Raw genomic sequence first — 21,142 nt, 5'->3', positions numbered from 1 at the left:
AAAAAGCCATTGAGAAACCATTGATGTTTCTCGATGGCTAATAATAGGTATATCTTATAGGATGGTGTTGCGTCGGCTCTTTATCCGTTACTTTAATTAAAAATAGAATGAGCAAAGTAACAACAAAGGTAAGTACTGTTAATGAAATGAACATACCTATATGTGACCATTCCATTAAACGGGCAAAAATAGGAGGACCGATAGCGACACCGATAAACCGGACAGAACTATATAATGATGTGACAAAACCACGGTTTTCCTTTTCAACAGATCCGGTAATTAAACTATTAATACAAGGTAAACTTAAGCCGACTCCAAATCCACTTAAAGCAAGTAAAATAACAAAAATAATAAGGTTTTTAAAAAATGCTAATAGAAGATAGGCGCTAGTCATAAGTATAAAACCGACCAGCATGAGCCGTTTCATTAGTGGGAAATCTTTCCCGATTTTATTTCCTGTCATATAAGCTGTACTAACCATGAAAAGAAGTGGAATGGCTAAGATGAGACCTTTGATAACGCCTTCAATTTGATAGTGGCTTTCTAATATATCTGATAAATAAAATAGGATGCCATATAATGTAAATAGACATGTTCCACCAGCAATATAAGTAACAAAAAGCCATCTTCCTTCTAAATGGAAAATAGATAATAAATCACGGACATACTTTTTGAAAGGCGGTGGCGGATAGCGAAGGCCTTCTTCCTTAACGAAAAAAATGACGAGCAGTAGAGAGAATACGGTCATAATAGGGAAAGCAAAAAATACGGCATACCAAACAATCAGTCCAAATAAAGCACCGAGTATTGGAGATAGAACCTTTCCTAAGCCATTCGATGCTTCAAAAATACCTAAGACATGGCTTTGTTCCTGACCTTTAAATAAATCTCCAGTTAAGGCCATAGCAATCGATGCAGTACCTGAAGCTCCGATTCCTTGTAAAATGCGTCCGATAATAATCCAAGCATATGCATTAGAAAACATTGCTGCAGCAAACCCGGATATTAATCCACCAATGATAAATAAGACTAACGAAGGAATGATAATGATTTTACGTGTGTATCGATCAGATAAATAACCAAGAATCGGAATGAAAATAGCTGATGCAATCGAATATACTGTAATCGTTAAGCTAACTTGCATTTGAGTAAGTTCTAAGTGCTTTTTCATAGCGGGTAATATCGGTATAAGCATAGAATTTCCTAATGTCATAATTAATGGAATGGAACCGATTGCTATCATTAAACTTTTATTTGACTTTGCTGACAATCATAACACTCCTATTTAACATGGGTAGGCGGCTGAATGTACCAGCCATTTTCTTTAATTAATAAAATTAGTTTATTCATTTCATTAATTTTATGGGTGTGAAAATGAGCGAAAAGCTCGATAATTGATTCATTTGTTAACAGGCTAATTAAATAACTACATTGAATCATTTTTTGACGTAGTTCATCTAGTATGAGTCGGGAAATTTCATCATCATTCATACGTGCGCCCGCAGGAATATCCTTAACATCGACATGTGGACGATCCGGAGGTGCCGGTGGAAGACGAACACCGATTTCTTTTAATATAAATTCAATTTTTCCATGTTCTTCCTCATAACCATGCTCTAATAAATTATCTATAAAATCTTTTAACTTCTTATCATTTGAATGATTCATATATACTTGTAATATAACGCCAGATAATTTTAAGTCATATAAATATTGCCAAAGATGATATATTTCACCGGAGTGAAATGGTTCTTCATGCCATGTTATTTTCACTTCATCATTCCTCCTCATAAAATGAATGTGCCATGTTTTCATTAGGTTATCCTAAATAAAAGAAATTATGTCATGTGAATCATGCTTAACGAAAAATCCGTGGGAATAACCCCACGGATTAAAAGTGCAATCAACTTTATTGGTTTAATTTCATATTTAATTTTTCTTTTAATTGATCAACTGCTTCTGGATTTTCTAGTCCTGTAATATCGCCTTTAACAGTGCCACTAGATACAACTTCTTGCAGTAAACGACGCATAATTTTACCGCTTACTGTTTTAGGTAGTGCATCAACTATAACAACATCTTTTGGCTGAGCTATTTTTCCAATTTCTTTTATAATACTTTCATTTACTTTTTCCTGTATTTCTTTAAGATTGTTGACGTCTTCGTTTAAGCGGATAAAAACAAGAGGAACTTCACCTTTAATTTCGTCAGGGACACCAATAACAGCTGTTTCTGCAACACCTGGTACTTCTAGAACAGCACTTTCCATTTCCATTGTACTTAATCGATGTCCAGCAACATTAAAGGCATCATCGGAACGCCCGACAACCCAGAAGTGCTGATCTTCGTCCACTAAAGCGAGATCACTTGCATAATAAGCCCTATCAACTTGGCTAAAATATGAACCATAATAACGTTCAGGTTCTTTCCACAATGTACGACAGAGCATTGGAAAAGGTGTTCTAATAATAAGATTGCCTAGAGTTCCAGGTCTAACAGGGTCACCTAAATCATCAACAATATCCATATTAACACCTAAAAATGCTACACCAGCGGAACCTGGTTTCATAGGCGTTAGCCAGGCTGCACCAGCAAGTGGGGTACCAGCTGTTTCAGTTTGTCCCCACGTATTGTTAATATAAATTCGTTCTTTCCCTAGCTTTTTGTAAGTCCAATGCCATGTTTCAGGATCAAAAGGCTCTCCTACAAGTGAAATAACATCAAGGCAAGAGAGATCATGTTCATCAATCATTTCGTCGCCTAAACTTTTTAACATTCTAAGAACAGTTGGAGCAGTGAACAATTTATTCACCCGGTATTTCTCTATTATTTCATAAAACCGACTTTGTGTTGGGTAGTCTGGTGCGCCTTCATAGATGATTGTCGTAACTCCATTAGCTAATGCACCAGCAATACCCCAAATATGCATTGTAAGCCAACCTATATCGGCTGTACACCAGAAAACGTCATCTTGATGATGATCCATATGATATTTAGCATAAATATAATTTTGTATTACAAAGGCCATTCCTGAATGAACGACACCTTTTGGTTTACCGGTCGTTCCACTCGTATAGAATACAATACCTGGTTCATTTGCTTCAATTTTTTCCGGTTCACAATGTATGCTTTCTTTTGCAATTGCTTCATGCCAGTATATATCACGGCCTTCTACCATTTTAATAGATGTTCCCATTCTATTAACGACAATAACCGCCTGAATAGATGGTATGTCTGATATGACTTGATCAACTTTTTCTTTTAGTGGAATTAATTTACCACGTCGTTGACTAGCATCAGCCGTTATGATAACTTTTGGTTCAAAACTGACTAGTCGGTCTTTTAAAGATTTTTGCGAAAAGCCAGAAAAAATAGCATTGTAAACAGCACCGATTCGGAAGCACGCTAAAATGGCTATAAAAGCTTCGGCTAAATTTGGTAAATAAATCGCGACACTATCTCCTTTTGTAACACCGTATGACTTTAATACATTTGCAAACCGACTAACTTCAGCGAGAAGCATATTGTAGGTATAAAATGATGTTTCACCATTTTCACCTTCCCATATGAGTGCTGTTCGATTGCCTGCACCATTGTTTATATGACGATCAAGTAGATTGACGCACGGATTACTAATTCCATTTTCAAAGAAACGGAAATCAGGCAATTGACCAGACATCGTCTTTGTCCACGGTTCATACCATTCTAACTCTTTCGCCACATTATTCCAAAACTGTACAGGGTCTTTTTGTGATTCTTTTAATAACTTTTCGAATGCCTTTATACTTCCGATATTTGTTGCACGTGCTTTTTCTTCATCAGGATAAATTAATTGACTATTTTTAACTACTTGATGAATTCCAGATAACTCCATTTCTCATCCTCCTTTTAAAAACGAATCTGACAAATGTGATTATCCAAGTTGTTATTACTAATAGTAAATAAATATGTATGCGTTTTCAATCATTAAGATTTAAAATTCGGAATTAAGTCATTTTTATAATGAGTGTGTAGGACAAGACAATGTCCCACACTCATTATTTATCTTTTTCATCTATGTCAGATGCAAGTTCTTTTGTAACATCGTCGCTGGAAAATGATATATCATCTGATAATTCAGCTAATGATTCGATTCTGTTTTTTCCAGAGATGTTCTCCAATAATTCCTTCACATCGATACCTGAGGATGCTTTTAAGGATTCCTGTAATGTTGCCATTAAATTTGTCGCATAACTTGAGACTTTATTGGCACCACCTTGTGAATCACTACTACCCGTATCAACAACAGTAATTTTATCAATATTAGAAAGAGGGCTAGCGACTTGCTTTGCATATTCTGGAAGCATTTTAAGCATCATATCTAATACAGCGGCTTGACCATATTGCTCAAAAGCTTCTGCTATTTTACGTTTTGCTTCAGCTTCAGCTAAACCTTTTAAACGAATAATGTCGGCTTCTGATTCTCCTTGTGCCCTTTCAGCATCGGCTTTTGCAATACCATCGATACGAATTTTTTCAGCTTCAGCTTTTGCTTGGGCTTCAATGCGATATTTATTTGCATCTGCTTCTGCAATTTGTCTTGCTTTTTCAGCCATTGCAGATTGTTCAACAGCATAGCGATCAGCATCAGCCTTTTTCTTAACTTCAGAATCATATTGTTTTTCACGACGAAGAATTTCTTTTTCTTCTAATTCGATTTGTTTTTGACGTTCAATAATCTGTATTTGCATTTGATGTTCGGTGACTTCTTGTTGGGCACGAGCTGCCTCTAGGTCATAGGCCATATCAGCACGAGCTTTTGCCTTATCTTGTTCACGGCGATATTCAGCCGTTTTTAATTGGTTTTCTTTTTCAGCTTCTGCAATTTCAGTCGCTCGCTCTAACTCAGCTTTTTTTGCATCTTTTGCTGCTTCAGCTTGTTTAATTCGTGTTTCCTTTTCCGCCTCAGCTGTTGCAATGTCAGCATCACGCTTCACCTGCGCAATACGTGGTTTACCAAGAGAGTCTAAGTATCCATTCTTATCTTGCACATCTTTAATTGTAAATGATACAATGACAAGTCCCATTTTGGCTAAATCTTGTGATGCAACCCGTTGGACTTCTTGAGAAAACTTTTCTCTGTTTTTATAAATTTCTTCAACGGTCATCGAACCAAGAATGGAACGAAGATGTCCTTCTAATACTTCACGTGCTTCATTTTCCCTTTCTTCTTTCGGTTTTCCTAAAAATTGCTCAGCTGCTGTTGCAATTTCCTCGATTGAACTACCAATTTTAATGATAGCCGTTCCATCAGCCATGACTGGAACACCTTGCTCTGTATACACTTCAGGTGATGATATATCGAGCTTACTAGATAATAGGCTAAGTGGAGCTGCTTGTTGAAAGACAGGTAAGACGAATGTACCACCACCACGAATAATTTTTATTTTGTTGCCTGCTTCATCTTTATGTACATTTTTACCACCTAGATAATTCCCTGTAACAATGAGAGCTTCATCAGGACCAGCAGTGCGATACTTTGAAATAAATACAGCAATTAAAGCAATGAGTAAAAAGATAACAATTCCTATCACTAACCATACGCTATCAAACATTTTATTGCCTCCTATTTTATAGTCTGTATAGAAAAATTAATGATTAGTTCATTCATATTCATATGGAACGACATATAAAACGCCCTTTTCAATTTTTAATACAAGGACTTCTTCCCCTTCAGATATAGGGATATTTTCTATACTTGTTGCTGGTTTTGTAATCATGCCACTTTTACTTTCAATAAATATTTCTCCAAATCCATCTTCTGGGATAGAAATAATAATCCGACCAACCCTGCCTATTAATGATTCTTCTGTATAACTGAGTGAATGCTCAGCATTTGCTAGAGGAATGAATACAAAAACATTGAGAAGTACTGTTAACAGAAAAGCAACGATTGCTGAGATAATCATTCCAAATACACTAGATATGAAAGATAATTTTTCAAATATAAGTCCAGAAGCGGAAAAGAAAATAATCCAAGCTAAAATAAGCACAGGTTTTATAAAAGTTGTTTCATCAATGGCTTCTATTACATCTCCAAAAAATAGATATAAAATAATCAGTATCCCATTAATGACAAGCAACCATAGGTAAATATGTTCAACAGGGTAACCAAATAATGTCAAAAGCATCACTCCTTCCTCTATTTATATTTACGTATTAACTATACAATAAGTTTCAATAAATGAAAATATTATTTAAAAAACTTATATAATGTATTTATTGAATACTTTAAAGAGTGGTATAATGTGGTTACGAGGGAGGAAGAAAGATGACAAACAAGACGGTTAATGTTAGTAAAGAAAAAATGGAGAAACTAATCGAAGAATTAGAGCATTATCTAGAAACAGAGGAAAAAATGTCTGGTGCATTAGCTGGAATAAGTATTGCTTTGGGACAAACAGGAGAAATTCTGTATGAACATATGGGAAATATACGTCTCCAACCAGCATCAAATATGAAGTTATTAACAGCTGCTAGTGCACTTGAAGTACTAGGTGAGGATTATGTTTTTAAAACAAAGATGTTAACTGATGGTGATGTTCATCATGATACATTGTATGGAAATATTTATTTACAGGGGCAAGGTGACCCGACAATATTACCAACTGATCTTGATCAATTTGTCCTTCAATTAAAAGATAAAGGTATCAAGAAAATTTTTGGTCATATAATAGCAGACGATACATGGTATGACGAAATACGATTATCAACGGATATGATTTGGAGCGATGAACAATGGTATTACGGTTCACAAATTTCAGCATTAACTGTATCGCCGACAGCTGATTATGACACAGGTTCTGTAAAACTGACAATTAAAGCCGGAGAGTGCATTGGAGATCGTCCGTTTCTAACGCTTTATCCACATACGAATTATGTAAAAGTTATTAACCAAGCAGTAACGACTGATGAAACAGTTGAAGAAGATGATTTAATTATTGAAAGAAAACACGGAAGTAATACGATCATTATTAAAGGGAAAGTATATATTGATAGTGAACCACGACATGAATGGATAGCTGTTTGGGAACCTAGTTATTATACGTTAAAACTATTTCAAGAAACACTGTTTAAGCATGGTATTAAATGGACAGGTCAAATGAGAAGAGATAAAACGCCTGAAACAGCTCAGTTATTGTATCAAAAGCTATCACCACCATTGAAAAAGTTACTTATTCCTTTTATGAAGTTAAGTAATAATGGTTTAGGAGAAATGTTTGTAAAAGAAATGGGGAAAGTTGTTCATCACCACGGCTCTTGGGAGAAAGGGTTAGAAGTTTTAAAAAGAGAAGTACAATTATTAGGAGTAAATACGAACACATGTATAATAAAAGATGGATCCGGGATATCTCATATTACAAGTATTCCAGCAAATGAACTTATTCACTTATTGTTTAATGTTCAGTCTAAACCATGGTTTACAACGTTTTTAGAATCACTACCTGTATCAGGTAAACGAGATCGAATGGAAGTTGGCACATTAATAGATCGAAATTTTTCAGCACAAATTATTGCAAAAACCGGGACACTAAATTGTGTGAGTTCATTATCTGGCTATTTACCGGTAAATAATAATTTGTATTTATTTTCTATTTTATTAAATAATCTTTTAGATGAAGAGGATGGTAAAAGAGTAGAGGAAGATATATTAAATATATTAATTAGACATCTAAAAAATATTGACATATAAATATTAAAAAACACTTGCATAGTAAAAACATCTGTGTTATTATAATCCTGTATCTAATGACCAAAAAACCATTTTAGTCATTTTGTCAAAAAGGGGCGGAAGTGTATCGTTGGATATTGATAGAAAACAGCTCATCATAGATGCAGCAACAAAATCATTCTCATCATTTGGATATAAAGCGACGACAATGGATCAAGTAGCTCGTTTAGCCAATGTTGGAAAGGGAACAATATACACATTTTATAAAAATAAAGAAGAACTTTTTCATGAAATTGTGTCATCTTTGATTAAAGAAATGAAGGCAGCAGCTGAAGAAGTCATTGATGATTCTCAACCTTTCTTTATTAATGCTGATCGAGTGCTTTATACGTTGCTGGAATTTCGTACAGAGCACCAATTAATGATTAAATTACTTCAAGAAGAAAAAGAAATGGGGACACCTGCAGTAGCAGAAGTAGTACAAAGGCTTGAAGATGCAATCGTTAATTACATGAAAGGTATAATAAACAGTGCCATTGAATCCGGCGAAATCAAAGAATGTGACCCTGAATTAACTGCTTTTGTTATTTTAAAGCTATACGTGGCACTTATCTTTGATTGGGAAAAGACGCGTAAACCTTTAGAGAAAAAAGAAATTTCACAGTTTTTTCAGTTGTATTTAATGAATGGATTGTCTAAATGATAATCCAGTCTATTTTGCAGCGAAATGACTAAATGAATATAATAGTCATTAAGGATTTGTTGGTTTAATGAGGGAATTATATATTTTTTTCGACAAAATTGACTAAGTGGCTATTTTGGTCAACTGTCAAGAAGGGGTTTGGATATATGAGGAGATCGTTGTTTATCTCGGAATGGAAAAATGTCTTTAAAAATAAAAAATTACTTATTTCAATAACGGCTGTGCTTTTTGTACCATTAATGTATGCTGGTATGTTTTTATGGGCGTTTTGGGATCCTTATGATCATACGGCTGATTTACCAATTGCTTTAATTAATGAAGATGAGGGAGCCGAATTCGAAGGGGAATATTTGGAAATCGGTAATGAGCTCGTCGACAATTTAAATGACCTTGAAGAATTAAATTTTGATATTGTATCAAAAGAGCAAGGATATCGTGATCTTAAAGATCAAAAATATTATATGCTCGTTGAAATACCAGCTGATTTTTCAAAAAATGCAACAACGTTATTAGATGACCATCCGAAGAAACTAGAATTAAAGTACATTCCGAATGAAAGTTTTAACTTTCTCTCATCACAGATTGGTGAGTCGGCGGTAAAAGAAATAAAAAGTGAAATTGCGGCGGAAGTATCTAAAACTTATGCTGAAACGATGTTCGATAAGTTAAAAGATATAGCCGATGGATTTGAAAAAGCTAGCGATGGCAGTGGCGAATTAGATGATGGAGCTATAAAATTAAAAGATGGTTCCAAAGATTTAAAGGATAATTTAGTGAAGCTAGCTGAAAAATCAATTGAATTTGAAGAAGGCGTACAAACCGCCACAAATGGCTCCAAAGACTTAGCGAAAGGCTCTAACGAACTAGTTGATGGAATGGGTCAGTTAACAAATGCAAGTGGTCAATTATTAAACGCATCAAAGGATGTTAAAGCTGGTTCTCAAGCGTTGGCCAATGGAATGAATGAAGCTTATGCAGGTGTGAATAAGTTAAACAAAAACATTCCTGAACTTATCTCTGGAACAAATAAAGTTCAACAAGGCTTAACACAATTTCAACAGCAATTGCCAAAACAAATGGCTGACCAAATTGGCAATCAAATTGAAGCAAGCTCAAAGGCCATGATGGAAGGATTAAATGAACTAGAAAGCGGGATTGTTTCAGGAGTAGAAAATGGTCTAAAAAATAAAATGGCTCCAGAACTAGCAGAAGGTCTCACTCAAGGTCTTGCGAAGGAATTGTCGGAAGGTATATCAAAAGAGTTATCAACGCAATTATCACAAGAAATAGCTGAGAAGATTGTTGCTGAACAAGCTGGACAAATGGAAAAGTTTTTTGAAGCAATGGAAAAAAATGGTGTGATTAACGAGAAACAAAAATCAATTATGTTAGCTCAACTAAATAACAATATGCCAACAAAGGAACAATTAGCTGGTCAATTAAAAGCAAATATGGAACCAAAAATTAAAGAAGGTTTAAGTGAAAATTTACCTGAGAAAATGGAACCTGGCATTGAAAGTGGTGTAAATCAAGCTGTTGACATGACAGTAAAGGAAATGAAGCCGACAATAAGTGATGGTTTTAATCAATATAAAACAGCTGTCAATGATAAGCTGGGCGGAGCAACAAATGGATTAGAAAAAGAAATCGCTAAGGCAGTGGATCCTGTCTTTAATCAATTAAACGGTGGTTTAACAGCGATTAACGATGGTCAGCAACTTTTATCAGGTGGTGTGAATCAGTTAGCAAAAGGAACGAAAGATTTAAAAGATGGTTCACAGCAATTAGCAAATGGTCAGCAACAATACGTATCAGGTATGGAGCAGTTTACTGGTAAAATGTCTGAAGCAAATAGTGGAGCTGGGAAACTGTCTTCAGGTGCAAACGAGCTATCTAATGGCATGAATCAATTATTAGATGGTTCAACACAATTTAATGATGCTTCACATCAATTAGCTGACGGATCTGGTAAATTAGCTGACGGTACAACGGAATTACAAGATGGTACGAAAGAATTACATGATAAACTAAGTGAGGCGGCAGATGAGGTTGGATCTGTTGAATCAAATGAATCGACATACGATATGATGGGAAATCCTGTTGAAATGGATAAGCAAGAAGTAAATCGTGTGCCGAACTATGGTACAGGATTTGCACCATATTTCATTTCATTAGGATTATTTGTAGGAGCTCTGCTCATTTCGATTGTCGTCAACCTTAATGATCCAGTGATTGAGCCTAAAAATGCCTTTACATTATTCATGAGTAAATTTGGTATGTTAGCAGTAGTAGGTACGATCCAAGCGCTTATTTTAGACGCGATTTTACTTTATGGTTTAGGTCTTGAAGTGAAAAATACAGCGTTATTCGTACTCGTAACGATAATTACAAGTCTTGTGTTTATGACATTGGTGCAATTCCTATCGACAACATTAGGAGATCCTGGAAGATTCATTGCAATTGTTCTACTCATATTGCAATTAACAACAAGTGCGGGAACATTCCCATTGGAGTTAATCCCGGATGTCTTGCATCCAATCAACTCCTTATTGCCAATGACATATAGTGTTCAGGCATTTAAGGCTGTTGTTTCTAGTGGGGACTACAGCTTTATGTGGCAAAATGTAGGTATTCTGTTTATCTATATTGTAATTGCGATGGCATTGACGTATACGTATTTCCTCGTTAAAGAGAAAAAGCATGGATATGTCAAAGACAAACAAGCTGAATCTATTTATAATGAGTAATATTTAAAAGCGTTGTGGTTCATCGATGAACCACAACGCTTCTTATTATTCATTAGATAAATGCAATAAATCGAGAATTTTAAAGAATAAGCTTAGAACAATAGCGACGATTGTTGCTAGCCCCATTCCTGTTAGTTCTACTCCACTTGAACCTAAACGAATAGAAGCACCACTGATTCCAATTACGAGTACAACACATGTTAGTATGAGATTTTGTGCTTTATTATAATCGACTTTTGCTTCTACTAACATCCTAATTCCACTCGCGGCAATGATACCAAACAATAGAATTGAAATGCCACCCATAACAGGTTGTGGAATCGATGAAATGAGTGCCGCTAATTTCCCAAAGAAAGAGAGAAAAATCGCTAACACTGCTGCACCACCAATAACCCATGTTGAATAAACTCTTGTAATGGCTAATACACCAATATTTTCACCGTAAGTTGTATTTGGTGTCGAACCGAAAAAACTAGATAAAATAGTGGATACACCATTACCGATAAACGAACGATCAAGTCCTGGATCTTTTACTAAATCCTTCTTAACGATATTACTTGTGACGAGAAGATGACCAATATGTTCAGGTATTAAGACAAGAGCGGCAGGTAAGATAATTATCATGCTTGACCAGTCTATTTTCATCGAATAAAACTGTGGTAATGAGAACATATTAGCTTCACGTACGGCTGAAAAGTCTACCATTCCATATCCAAAGTGTGCGATAAGGTATCCAGAAATAATACCAATTAGAATAGGGATGATTTTTAAAAAACCACGTAATGTAACCCAGCTAATGATGGTAATGACCAAAGTAAGTAAAGCAACTATTGCATGATCAGAATCCATTGTCCACGCTTCGGGATTTATATCTGGTGGAGCAATCCATCCTGCCATATTTGCAGCAACTGGTACAAGTTCTAATCCAATGACTGCGACAATCGCACCCATAGCTGCTGGTGGGAACAAGATGTCAATCCATTTTGTTCCGGCAAACTTAATGAATAAACCAACAATGGTCAAAACGATTCCAACAACAAGAAAGCCCCCAAGAGCATAGCTGTAACCTTCAATACCTGAATAATGCCCGAGTACAACGAAAACAGGAGATAAAAAGGCAAAACTTGATCCTAAATATGCTGGAATCTTTCCCTTTGTAATTGCAAGATAAATTAATGTTCCAATCCCGTTCATTAACAGTACAGTTGCGGGATTAATACCGAATAATACTGGAACAAGGACGGTTGATCCAAACATTGCAAATAAATGTTGTAAACTAAGTGGTATACTCTGTAAAAGTGGTGGTCGTTCATCTACTTGAATTTCTTTGTAGTTTGTCATTTGATGGACTCCTTTATGATGAATTATGCTCAATGGTTACCACTTTTTGCCATAAAAAAACCCTTACCAATTGGCAAGGGATCTGTGTTTAGATGAGTAAATAGATTCATCCATTGTAGAATTGAATGACATATCTACTTTTTCACCTTGCCAGTCTCACAGGACTGAATTAAAGGTAACCGTTTGAACTGTTTATAACTATATCATAAAACGTATAAATTAGGAACTATTTAATCATTGTTCGATGATTTATTTTTATTATGTGATGCAATAATATCGAATAAAATGATCTGATTAGATAAAAATAATAAATGATACCGTACATTGGAAAATATTTGAAAATAATAGGTAGCATTGTATACAATAAAAAGAAAAGAGTCATATTGATAATAGAGCCTAAAATAAATGAATAAAAGTTATTACTTATAAAGGGTTTCATATTATCATTATTCTTGTTGTTATCTAGAGTGTTTATTAAGCGGAAAATAGGTAGTTTCACTTCCGTTCAAATGTGAGCGCTATGAAGGGACTAAAAAATGAAAGCGATAGCCACGAGTCATTTAAAAACGTGATCGAATTCAAACTTTTATCTAATGATCAATGAGAAAATGAAATTAACCAATAAGAGAAAGAGGTTGGGCCAAATAATAGAAAATTAAATAATCTGTTGTCGCTAATGAATTGAATAAATAAAAGCCATAAACTTACAGTCGAATATTCAAATTAAACAGGAAAAAAACTTTGTGAAAAAGTAAACAATATAATTAGCGATTTTACTAAAAATTTGATATTATAAAAGATAGGTTTTTAATGTAAAAATGATATTAATTAAATGATGTAGCGAGCAGGGACAATGTATTGCTTCATCAAAGGAAGGTGGATTTTTTCATGAGTAAGCCGAAAATAGTCATTTTAGGTGCTGGTTACGCTGGTATGATGACAACAAAAAGATTAACTCAAAAACTAAGTCCAGAAGAAGCTGAGATTGTTTTAGTGAACAAGCATAATTATCATTATCAAACAACGTGGTTGCATGAAGTAGCTGCTGGTACTATTAATCACAACCAAGCGCGTACAATTATAAGTGATGTCATTAATCCAAATAGAGTCCGTTTAATTTACGATACAGTTGTGAAAGTCGATAAAGATAATCAAACAGTTATTCTAGAAAATAGTGAATTAACATATGATTATCTCGTTATTTCATTAGGATTTGTGACAAATACATTTGGTATTAAAGGAATGGACGAGCATGCTATGTTCATCCAAGATATCGATTCCGCACAATTAATTCGTGAACATATTGAATATCAATTTGTTAAGTATAAAAACAGTGAGGAAAAGAACACAGATGATTTAACGATTCTTGTCGGTGGAGCAGGATTTACTGGCATTGAATTTGTTGGAGAATTAGCAGAAAAAGTTCCACAACTATGTAAAAAATATGATATAGAGCGACGCAATGTACGTGTTATCAACGTTGAGGCTGCACCGTCTATTTTACCAATGTTCGACAAAGATTTAGTCGACTACGCAATTCATTCGTTAGAGCAGCGTGGTATCGAGTTCCGCTTAGGTACTAAAATTAATGAATGTACAGAAGAAGGCTTTATTGTTGGAGAAGATAATGAGTTAATTAAAGCGGGAACGATTGTTTGGACTGGTGGTGTAACTGGTAGCCCAGTTTTAGCTGAATCTGGATTTGAAATTACACGTGGAAAAGTGACTGTAGACGGTGATTTACGTGCACCAGGAGAAGAGAATATTTTCGTTATCGGTGATTGTGCTTGGGTCATGGATGAAAAAACAGGTCGTCCATTCCCACCAACTGCTCAAGCGGCTATGCAACATGCAGAAACATGTGCAAATAACGTCGTGGCTTTACTAAAAAATGCGCCATTAGAAAACTTTGTTTTTGACAATAAAGGAACAGTTGCTTCTCTAGGTGTAACTGACGGTATTGCGACTATTTTAGATGGAACAAAATTATCCGGAAAGCCTGCAGCTACAATGAAAAAAGTAGTTGATAACCGTGCTTTATTTTTAATTGGTGGATTAAACATGTTCTTGAAAAAAGGAAAAATACGTCCATTTTAATTAAAACATGATAAAGAAAAGGCCCAAAAAGGGAGGAATAAACATGAAAAGAGGATCTTTCTATTTATTACTTGGTGTAGCAACAATTGCTGGATATATGTTTGTAAGTAGAAAAATTGAAGATACAAGAGATTTTCGCTAATATATTATGAAAAACCGCCTTGTTTAATTGAGGCGGTTTTTTTTGTATGTAATTTTATATAAGAAGGATACTAAGTATATTATGATAAATGATAAAGGATGACTGAGATGAAAAAGATGTTATTATTTCTATTGATTACTTTCTCTCTTCCACATTTGATTAAAGCACAATCATTAGTCATCAGAGACGATAAAGGATTGGTTCATGAAACACTCATTTATGATCGGTTTACACTTGAAACGAGTGGATATTTTATAGATATGGCGTTATTAAAACAGGTCATCAGTCGAGTTCAAGAACAGGTGACTAAAGAAGCTAAAAATGCCTATTTTAATGAGAATAATATAATTATGCCAGGGACTAATGGACAAACGTTAGACATTGATCGGTTTATATCGACGTTTAAGAAACACTTCTATTCAAAGGAAGAAGCACAGATTAATATACCTATGAAGACAGTATTTCCTAGAGTGGATGAAGAGCTTTTAGCAGAAATAAGTGAAAAAGAGCTCACTAGCTACGTGACTTACTACGATGTAGGTCATAAAGAAAGGACACATAATATCGAATTAGCAACAAATGCCATTAATAACTATGTGTTATTTCCAGACGAAGAATTCTCCTTTAATGAAATTGTAGGAGAACGAACGAAAGAGCGTGGTTATAAAAAAGCACCTGTCATTGTGAAGGGCGAATTATCTGAAGGTATAGGTGGAGGGATTTGTCAAGTGTCTTCAACTTTATTTAACGCTGTAAATTTAAAAGGTATTGAAATCATTGAGCGTTATTCACATAGTCGAGAAGTGCCGTATGTACCACCTGGGCAAGACGCTATGGTTAGTTGGTGGGGGCCGGATTTTGTTTTTAAAAACAAGTATAGACACCCTATATTAATTCGGGCACAGGCTACAAATGGAAAATTGCGAATTCAAATATACTCAACTTCATCATAAATAAAAAGCAGGGTTAAGTTGCCCTGCTTTAATAATCGATTGTTATTCCGCTTGTTTATGTGCTTCTATTTCGATATTAATTTTTACATCTTCTCCAACCATGACTCCACCTGTTTCAAGTGCGCTGTTCCATGTAAGACCAAATTCTTTTCTATTAATTGTTGTTGACCCGCTAAAACCAGCCACTTCATTTCCCCAAGGGTCCTTTGTTTTACCTTCAAAGGTGATGTCAAATGTAACTGGCTTTGTTTGATCACGAATTGTCATATCACCAGTAATATCGTATTGATTCTCACCAGTCTTCTTAATAGATGTCGCTGTGAAAGTCATTTTCGGATATGTTTCAGCATCAAAAAAATCTGGTGAGCGTAAATGATCATCACGATCCTTATTGCGTGTATCAATACTATTAATATCGATGGAAAATTCAATCTTAGCATTTGTTAGGTCCTCAGGATTTGCCTCGATTGTCGCGTCAAAGTCATTAAATACTCCTTTAACACGTGAAATCATCATGTGACGGATAGAAAACTCTAATAAACTATGTGCTGTATCTACTTTCCATGTTGAAAGACTCATCGTCATCCCACTCCTTATATATTGTACTTGACTTACTTTTCATAAGTAAGTATATAATGATAAACAAGTAATGTCAAGTAAATTATTTATAAAAAGAGCGGATGATACTATTAATGTGATGTAAGCGTTATAATAAAGATAACCAATGAAAAAAGAGGTGAAGAAATTGACAGGAGAAAAATATGATCCGACATGGGATCTAGATGTAATTTTTCCGGGTGGGAGTGATTCTGAAACTTTTCAAAAGTTTATACAAGAGATTGAGACAGACATGATGTTTCTTAGTAATAAAGTAAATAAATTTGATCCTGTAAATGACCCAATATTATTAGAAGATGAATTGGTGAAACTTGTTAAATTAATGGATCCATTGATGAAAAGGATGCGTGAAGCATCTGCTTTTATTAGTTGTTTAAGCGCACAAAATGTAAATGATAAAAAGGCATCTTTGCTTTTAACGAAACGTAGTGAATTACAAGCTAAAATGGACGGTATACAAACGATTTGGCAACAGAAATTAAATGAAATTGATGAGAATAGATGGTCAGCTTTAATAAAGCACCCTCATTTAAAAGAGATCTCATTTTATTTAAATGAGAGACGTTTAATAGCAGAGAACAGTTTACCATCGTCAGAAGAAATATTATTAAATGATTTAGCTGTAGACGGTTATCATGCATGGAATCATATGTACCAAACAATTGTAGGAAAAATGATTATTCCATTTAAAACTGACGGTAAGAAGACTCACCTATCAGTAGGTCAAGCGACAAATTTATTGTCCCATTCTAACCGAAAGATCCGTCAGAATGCTTTCCGTACATTACAACAAGAATGGGAGAAAAATTCGGATTTAATTGGTCATACGTTAAATCATTTAGCTGGCTTTCGACTGCAAGTTTATAAACATCGTCAATGGAATCATATTCTAAAAGAGCCACTTATGATAAATCGAATGAAAAAGGCAACATTAGATGCGATGTGGACAGCGATTACGAATAAAAAGCAAGTATTTGTGACGTACTTTGAAAAGAAAGCTTCATTACTTGGTGTGAAGAAACTGAGCTTTTATGATTTAGCTGCTCCTATAGCTGAAACGAATCAAACATTTACGTTTACAGAAGGTGCCGAATTTATAATGAAGCATTTTCGAAACTTTAGTCCGCAAATGGCTGATTTTGCTAAACAGGCTTTTGAAAAGCGTTGGATTGAAGCAGAAGACAGACCAGGAAAGCGACCGGGCGGATTTTGTACAAGTTTTCCAGAAAGTAAACAAACGCGTATATTTATGACGTATTCAGGTTCAATGTCAAATGTAGCTACGTTAGCACATGAATTAGGTCATGCCTTCCATCAACATGTGATGAATGACTTACCTGCAATGAATCAACGTTATGCGATGAATGTTGCGGAAACGGCGTCAACTTTAGCCGAAATGATTGTAGCTGATGCCGCAGTAGAAAATGCGAATACAAAAAAAGAGAAACTTTTCTTATTAGAAGATAAATTACAACGTACGATTGCTTTTTTCATGAATATTCACGCCCGCTTCTTATTCGAGAAGCGCTTCTATGAAGAAAGAATGCAAGGATTTGTACCTATATCAAGGTTAAATGAACTCATGCTTGAGACTCAAAAAGAAGCTTATTGTCATGCTTTGGAAGAGTATGATCCAACATTTTGGGCATCAAAACTTCATTTCCATATAACGGGAACGCCATTTTATAATTTCCCATATACATTTGGTTATCTCTTTAGTCTCGGCATATATGCCGAGTCTAAAGAAAAGGGAGATGATTTTGAGATGAGTTATATACAATTACTACGTGATACAGGTCGTATGAATGTAGAAGATTTAGCGCTCAAACATTTACAAGTCGATTTGACGCAGCCAGTTTTTTGGGAAAAAGCCATCGATTTATGTGTACAAGATTTAGAACAATTTCTGGCAATAAGTGAATAACACAAAAGGGATAACCTTTAAATCAGGTTATCCCTTTGGTTTAAATAGAAGTGCTCCGATGACACCGAAAATAATAGCTGCTGAAATCCCTGAACTTGTTACTTCAAACATTCCCGTTACAACGCCGATGAGCCCGTGTTTTTCGGCTTCTGCCATTGCCCCATGAACGAGTGAGTTTCCAAAACTTGTAATAGGAACAGTTGCGCCTGCACCAGCAAAATCAATTAATGGTTCATATAGATTAAAGCCATCCATCACTGCTCCGAGTACAACTAAAGAGGTTAATGTGTGTGCAGGTGTCAATTTAAAAACGTCCATTAAAATTTGACCGATTACACAAATGAATCCTCCAACAAGAAATGCCCATAAGAATATCATAATTTGTCACTTCCTGCTTCAATGGCGACTGCATGAGCAATACAAGGGATTGAATTTTTTTGTTGAACAGTTAACGGAGAGTGTAATGATCCAGTTGCGACGGCCAGGATTTTTTTAATCTTTCCTTTTTTAATTTGATCAAGATAATATCCGTAAATTGCAACAGCAGAAGCAGCTGTCCCACTGGCTCCTGCTAATATAGGTTGTTCTCTTTTATAAATAGATAGACCACAATCGACATATTGCTCTTTACGTATATGAATGCCTTTTTGATTTAGTAGTTCGAGCGAGCTTTCACGACCGACTTTTCCAAGATCACCAGTAATAATAAGATCATAGTATGATGGTGATAAATTTCGTTCTTTTAAATGGGTCATAATTGTATCAACAGCTGCTGGAGCCATAGCTCCTCCCATATTAAATGGATCTGTCAATCCCATATCAATGACTTTCCCAATGGTTGCTGAAGTTATGACAGGCCCTGTGCCCTCTTGAGCAATTAATGCACAACCGGCACCAGTTACCGTCCATTGAGCTGTAGGGGGTTTTTGGCTTCCGTATTCAGTTGGATAACGATATTGTCTTTCAGTCGCTGCATTATGACTTGCTGTTCCAGTAATCACATAGTTTGCAGCCTGATTATTAACCATAAGAGCAGCTAATGCTAATCCCTCTGTAGATGTGGCACATGCATTAAATAATCCAAAATAACCTAGATCTTTAGAATTTAGAGCTAAGGTTGTCGGTGTAATTTGGTTAATTAAATCGCCACCTAAAAAAAACTCTACTTGTTCTTCTTCAATGGGGCTTTTATTAATCGTAATATCTATTGCTTGTTCTAATAAAAGTTGTTGAGCTTTTTCAAATGAAGCTTGTTCTAACCATTGATCATCATGTAGTAAATCAAAAGAATCGGCAATCTTTCCTTTTGCTTCCATCGGTCCTCCAACCGTGCCAGTTGAAATAATAACAGGTTTATTTGTAAACATCCAAGTCCTTTTTCCTAAAAGCATACATTATCCCATCCATTTCATAAATAACGTTTTTATAATGGCAATCAAAAAAGCTGAAAACACGCCATATACGATTACAGGTCCAGCGAGTTTAAACATATTACTTCCGACACCTAAAATAAATCCTTCTGTTCGATGTTCAATAGCAGTAGAGATAACAGCATTACCAAAGCCAGTAACAGGAACGCTAGATCCTGCCCCTGCAAATTGACCGAGCTTATCATATAAGCCAAAGCCAGTCAGGAGCATTGTAAAAAAGATGATTGTAGCGACAGTTGGATTTCCGGCAGTTTGTTCTGTAAAATCAAAGAAATAAATATAGAAAGTTGTAATTACTTGTCCAATGAGACAAATGAATCCACCAACAAAAAAGGCCTTAAAGCAATTACGAATAACAGGACGTTTAATTTCTTTTTTTTGTTGTATTTTTTGATAGTGCTGTTTTTCAAACTTTTTATTATTATTTTTATGTGTCATGTTCTACACCTCAACTATGTTTCTTCTTTTGATAATTTTATAATTCTGTCTACTTCGCTTTTTATCTCTTCCGCAGTCATTTCACTACGTTCAATTCGATTTTCAAGTTTATCGAGCTCTATTATGATTTTTTGATCTGTAGAGACTCTAACATTATTTAAGTTAAACTCCTCTTTAATATCTTTCTCTAACTTTTTTCGAATGGTTGCCAACTTAAAACGCTTTATATGTGGAATGTCTATCGTGACAATAACGTCCTTTCCTGCGTTTACAGCATTAATCATTGATAAATTTTTATCAGATGCTAAGTATTCTTTAATTTGATTAGAAAGATGTTGATCGTGATCTGTTGTTGATATTTTTGTAAAAGATGGCTCTTTTAATGTGTGATTATTTGTTTGGCAACCAATTAAGGAAAAAATAATTAAAAAGTAAAAGATGCTGCTTTTAAGTTTAAGCATTTGTATCACCTATTCTCGAATACATTCATTCGTTATACTTATCTGTTATTTTTGTTCATTTTTATTGAAATATACACGGCGATTCTTTTAACATTTATATACAAATCAATGTATACTGTAGACATCATGTTACAATAGAATAAAACCTTAATGGGGTGAGTGAAATGAAAACATTTAAATTAAAGAAATTGGTTGTTATAGAGGATGTCAATGATAAACAGAAAAGACATAAAATAAACCTTATTGATGGTCTCATCATTAATCGAGAAGATGAATTAAACCGTTGGGTAATAGAAGCCTTTGTTAGTTCAGATTATATAGATTTTTTTAAGCGTTTTGAGTCTAGGGAATCGATTCAGTTAGAAGTAAAAATAACAAAGGAAACGAATCCACCTGCCCGATTTACAACAAAAATGATCGGCATGAATGAAATGGATGATAAAATGAATGTTCTATTTATCGGAACGATTGTAGATGAAAGATTGAGTGATGTAGAAAATACATTGGAACGGTTAATTAAAGAAGGTTATAAAGGTGATGAGTTATTGCAACAATTTAAAAAGAGTCTTTAAAGTAT

General features: G+C 34.8%; 18 protein-coding genes. 7 read left to right on the top strand and 11 right to left on the bottom strand.

The window, feature by feature from the left end; all coding sequences use genetic code 11:
• Nucleotides 1-37: 37 nt before the first annotated feature.
• From HNQ35_RS07330 to HNQ35_RS07310, 5 genes are all read right to left on the bottom strand, one after another.
• Nucleotides 38-1,243 carry an MFS transporter gene (locus tag HNQ35_RS07330; protein ID WP_146936387.1) on the bottom strand — a complete coding sequence of 402 codons (1,206 nt, stop codon included), beginning with the start codon at nucleotides 1,241-1,243 and terminating at the stop codon, nucleotides 38-40.
• Nucleotides 1,244-1,281: 38 nt separating this feature from the next.
• Nucleotides 1,282-1,773 (bottom strand): DUF3231 family protein, encoded by a 492-nt coding sequence (locus tag HNQ35_RS07325; protein ID WP_246118049.1) that lies wholly within the window; start codon nucleotides 1,771-1,773, stop codon nucleotides 1,282-1,284.
• A 136-nt stretch (nucleotides 1,774-1,909) separates the two neighbouring features.
• Nucleotides 1,910-3,874, bottom strand: a complete 1,965-nt coding sequence (gene acs / locus HNQ35_RS07320; RefSeq protein ID WP_146936056.1) for an acetate--CoA ligase — start codon at nucleotides 3,872-3,874, stop codon at nucleotides 1,910-1,912.
• A gap of 163 nt (nucleotides 3,875-4,037) precedes the next feature.
• A complete protein-coding gene (gene floT / locus HNQ35_RS07315) occupies nucleotides 4,038-5,594 on the bottom strand; it encodes a flotillin lipid rafts scaffold protein FloT (RefSeq protein ID WP_146936055.1) in 1,557 nt (518 codons plus the stop codon).
• Nucleotides 5,595-5,642: 48 nt separating this feature from the next.
• A complete protein-coding gene (locus HNQ35_RS07310; protein ID WP_146936054.1) occupies nucleotides 5,643-6,164 on the bottom strand; it encodes an NfeD family protein in 522 nt (173 codons plus the stop codon).
• Between the two features lie 146 nt (nucleotides 6,165-6,310).
• On the opposite strand from HNQ35_RS07310, the gene dacB reads away from it, so the two are divergent.
• From dacB to HNQ35_RS07295, 3 genes are all read left to right on the top strand, one after another.
• Complete coding sequence (dacB, locus tag HNQ35_RS07305; protein ID WP_246118048.1) at nucleotides 6,311-7,732, top strand: D-alanyl-D-alanine carboxypeptidase/D-alanyl-D-alanine endopeptidase; 1,422 nt, start codon at nucleotides 6,311-6,313, stop codon at nucleotides 7,730-7,732.
• 109 nt (nucleotides 7,733-7,841) lie between these two features.
• Nucleotides 7,842-8,414 carry a TetR/AcrR family transcriptional regulator gene (locus tag HNQ35_RS07300; RefSeq protein WP_174771660.1) on the top strand — a complete coding sequence of 191 codons (573 nt, stop codon included), beginning with the start codon at nucleotides 7,842-7,844 and terminating at the stop codon, nucleotides 8,412-8,414.
• 146 nt (nucleotides 8,415-8,560) lie between these two features.
• Nucleotides 8,561-11,161 (top strand): YhgE/Pip domain-containing protein, encoded by a 2,601-nt coding sequence (locus HNQ35_RS07295; protein WP_146936052.1) that lies wholly within the window; start codon nucleotides 8,561-8,563, stop codon nucleotides 11,159-11,161.
• Between the two features lie 45 nt (nucleotides 11,162-11,206).
• On the opposite strand, the gene uraA is transcribed toward HNQ35_RS07295, so the two are convergent.
• Nucleotides 11,207-12,502: a uracil permease gene (uraA, locus tag HNQ35_RS07290; protein ID WP_146936050.1), complete on the bottom strand. Its 1,296-nt coding sequence runs from the start codon at nucleotides 12,500-12,502 to the stop codon at nucleotides 11,207-11,209.
• An 888-nt stretch (nucleotides 12,503-13,390) separates the two neighbouring features.
• Here uraA and HNQ35_RS07285 point away from each other — a divergent pair.
• Nucleotides 13,391-14,599, top strand: a complete 1,209-nt coding sequence (locus tag HNQ35_RS07285) for an NAD(P)/FAD-dependent oxidoreductase (protein WP_146936048.1) — start codon at nucleotides 13,391-13,393, stop codon at nucleotides 14,597-14,599.
• Nucleotides 14,600-14,848: 249 nt separating this feature from the next.
• Nucleotides 14,849-15,694 (top strand): VanW family protein, encoded by an 846-nt coding sequence (locus HNQ35_RS07280; protein ID WP_246118047.1) that lies wholly within the window; start codon nucleotides 14,849-14,851, stop codon nucleotides 15,692-15,694.
• Between the two features lie 42 nt (nucleotides 15,695-15,736).
• Here HNQ35_RS07280 and HNQ35_RS07275 read toward each other — a convergent pair whose 3' ends face one another.
• Nucleotides 15,737-16,273, bottom strand: a complete 537-nt coding sequence (locus HNQ35_RS07275; protein ID WP_146936046.1) for a YceI family protein — start codon at nucleotides 16,271-16,273, stop codon at nucleotides 15,737-15,739.
• Nucleotides 16,274-16,418: 145 nt separating this feature from the next.
• Between HNQ35_RS07275 and HNQ35_RS07270 the strand changes: the two genes are divergently transcribed.
• Nucleotides 16,419-18,236 carry a M3 family oligoendopeptidase gene (locus tag HNQ35_RS07270; protein ID WP_146936044.1) on the top strand — a complete coding sequence of 606 codons (1,818 nt, stop codon included), beginning with the start codon at nucleotides 16,419-16,421 and terminating at the stop codon, nucleotides 18,234-18,236.
• A 27-nt stretch (nucleotides 18,237-18,263) separates the two neighbouring features.
• Here the strand turns inward: HNQ35_RS07270 and spoVAE are convergent, their stop codons facing one another.
• Genes spoVAE through HNQ35_RS07250 form a run of 4 tightly spaced genes read right to left on the bottom strand, consistent with a single transcriptional unit; the run spans nucleotide 18,264 to nucleotide 20,565 of the window.
• On the bottom strand, nucleotides 18,264-18,614 hold the full coding sequence (spoVAE, locus tag HNQ35_RS07265) for a stage V sporulation protein AE (RefSeq protein WP_146936042.1): 351 nt from the start codon (nucleotides 18,612-18,614) through the stop codon (nucleotides 18,264-18,266).
• Nucleotides 18,611-19,627 (bottom strand): stage V sporulation protein AD, encoded by a 1,017-nt coding sequence (gene spoVAD, locus HNQ35_RS07260; protein WP_146936040.1) that lies wholly within the window; start codon nucleotides 19,625-19,627, stop codon nucleotides 18,611-18,613. Before spoVAD ends, spoVAE begins: the two co-directional genes overlap by 4 nt.
• 3 nt (nucleotides 19,628-19,630) lie before the next feature.
• Nucleotides 19,631-20,104 (bottom strand): stage V sporulation protein AC, encoded by a 474-nt coding sequence (spoVAC, locus tag HNQ35_RS07255; protein ID WP_146936038.1) that lies wholly within the window; start codon nucleotides 20,102-20,104, stop codon nucleotides 19,631-19,633.
• 14 nt (nucleotides 20,105-20,118) lie between these two features.
• Entirely contained in the window at nucleotides 20,119-20,565 is a 447-nt protein-coding gene (locus HNQ35_RS07250) for a YhcN/YlaJ family sporulation lipoprotein (RefSeq protein ID WP_146936036.1), read from the bottom strand.
• Nucleotides 20,566-20,729: 164 nt separating this feature from the next.
• Between HNQ35_RS07250 and HNQ35_RS07245 the strand changes: the two genes are divergently transcribed.
• Nucleotides 20,730-21,137, top strand: coding sequence for a YwpF family protein (locus HNQ35_RS07245; protein WP_146936034.1), 408 nt, complete (start codon nucleotides 20,730-20,732; stop codon nucleotides 21,135-21,137).
• Nucleotides 21,138-21,142: the final 5 nt, after the last annotated feature.

Origin of the sequence: Cerasibacillus quisquiliarum, assembly GCF_014202495.1 — a bacterium.
Classification (GTDB): Bacteria; Bacillota; Bacilli; order Bacillales; family Amphibacillaceae; genus Cerasibacillus; species Cerasibacillus quisquiliarum.
Note: the sequence above shows the minus strand (reverse complement) of the source record. Positions and strands in the feature narration are given on the sequence as shown.

What these genes read in the sequence shown, in the direction of transcription:
- HNQ35_RS07330 (WP_146936387.1), bottom strand. Translation starts at nt 1,243, where the DNA reads ATGATAGCAATCGGTTCCATTCCATTAATTATGACATTAGGAAATTCT.
- acs (WP_146936056.1), bottom strand. Translation starts at nt 3,874, where the DNA reads ATGGAGTTATCTGGAATTCATCAAGTAGTTAAAAATAGTCAATTAATT.
- floT (WP_146936055.1), bottom strand. Translation starts at nt 5,594, where the DNA reads ATGTTTGATAGCGTATGGTTAGTGATAGGAATTGTTATCTTTTTACTC.
- dacB (WP_246118048.1), top strand. Translation starts at nt 6,311, where the DNA reads ATGACAAACAAGACGGTTAATGTTAGTAAAGAAAAAATGGAGAAACTA.
- HNQ35_RS07295 (WP_146936052.1), top strand. Translation starts at nt 8,561, where the DNA reads ATGAGGAGATCGTTGTTTATCTCGGAATGGAAAAATGTCTTTAAAAAT.
- uraA (WP_146936050.1), bottom strand. Translation starts at nt 12,502, where the DNA reads ATGACAAACTACAAAGAAATTCAAGTAGATGAACGACCACCACTTTTA.
- HNQ35_RS07285 (WP_146936048.1), top strand. Translation starts at nt 13,391, where the DNA reads ATGAGTAAGCCGAAAATAGTCATTTTAGGTGCTGGTTACGCTGGTATG.
- HNQ35_RS07280 (WP_246118047.1), top strand. Translation starts at nt 14,849, where the DNA reads ATGAAAAAGATGTTATTATTTCTATTGATTACTTTCTCTCTTCCACAT.
- HNQ35_RS07275 (WP_146936046.1), bottom strand. Translation starts at nt 16,273, where the DNA reads ATGAGTCTTTCAACATGGAAAGTAGATACAGCACATAGTTTATTAGAG.
- HNQ35_RS07270 (WP_146936044.1), top strand. Translation starts at nt 16,419, where the DNA reads ATGAAAAAAGAGGTGAAGAAATTGACAGGAGAAAAATATGATCCGACA.
- spoVAE (WP_146936042.1), bottom strand. Translation starts at nt 18,614, where the DNA reads ATGATATTCTTATGGGCATTTCTTGTTGGAGGATTCATTTGTGTAATC.
- spoVAD (WP_146936040.1), bottom strand. Translation starts at nt 19,627, where the DNA reads ATGCTTTTAGGAAAAAGGACTTGGATGTTTACAAATAAACCTGTTATT.
- spoVAC (WP_146936038.1), bottom strand. Translation starts at nt 20,104, where the DNA reads ATGACACATAAAAATAATAATAAAAAGTTTGAAAAACAGCACTATCAA.
- HNQ35_RS07250 (WP_146936036.1), bottom strand. Translation starts at nt 20,565, where the DNA reads ATGCTTAAACTTAAAAGCAGCATCTTTTACTTTTTAATTATTTTTTCC.
- HNQ35_RS07245 (WP_146936034.1), top strand. Translation starts at nt 20,730, where the DNA reads ATGAAAACATTTAAATTAAAGAAATTGGTTGTTATAGAGGATGTCAAT.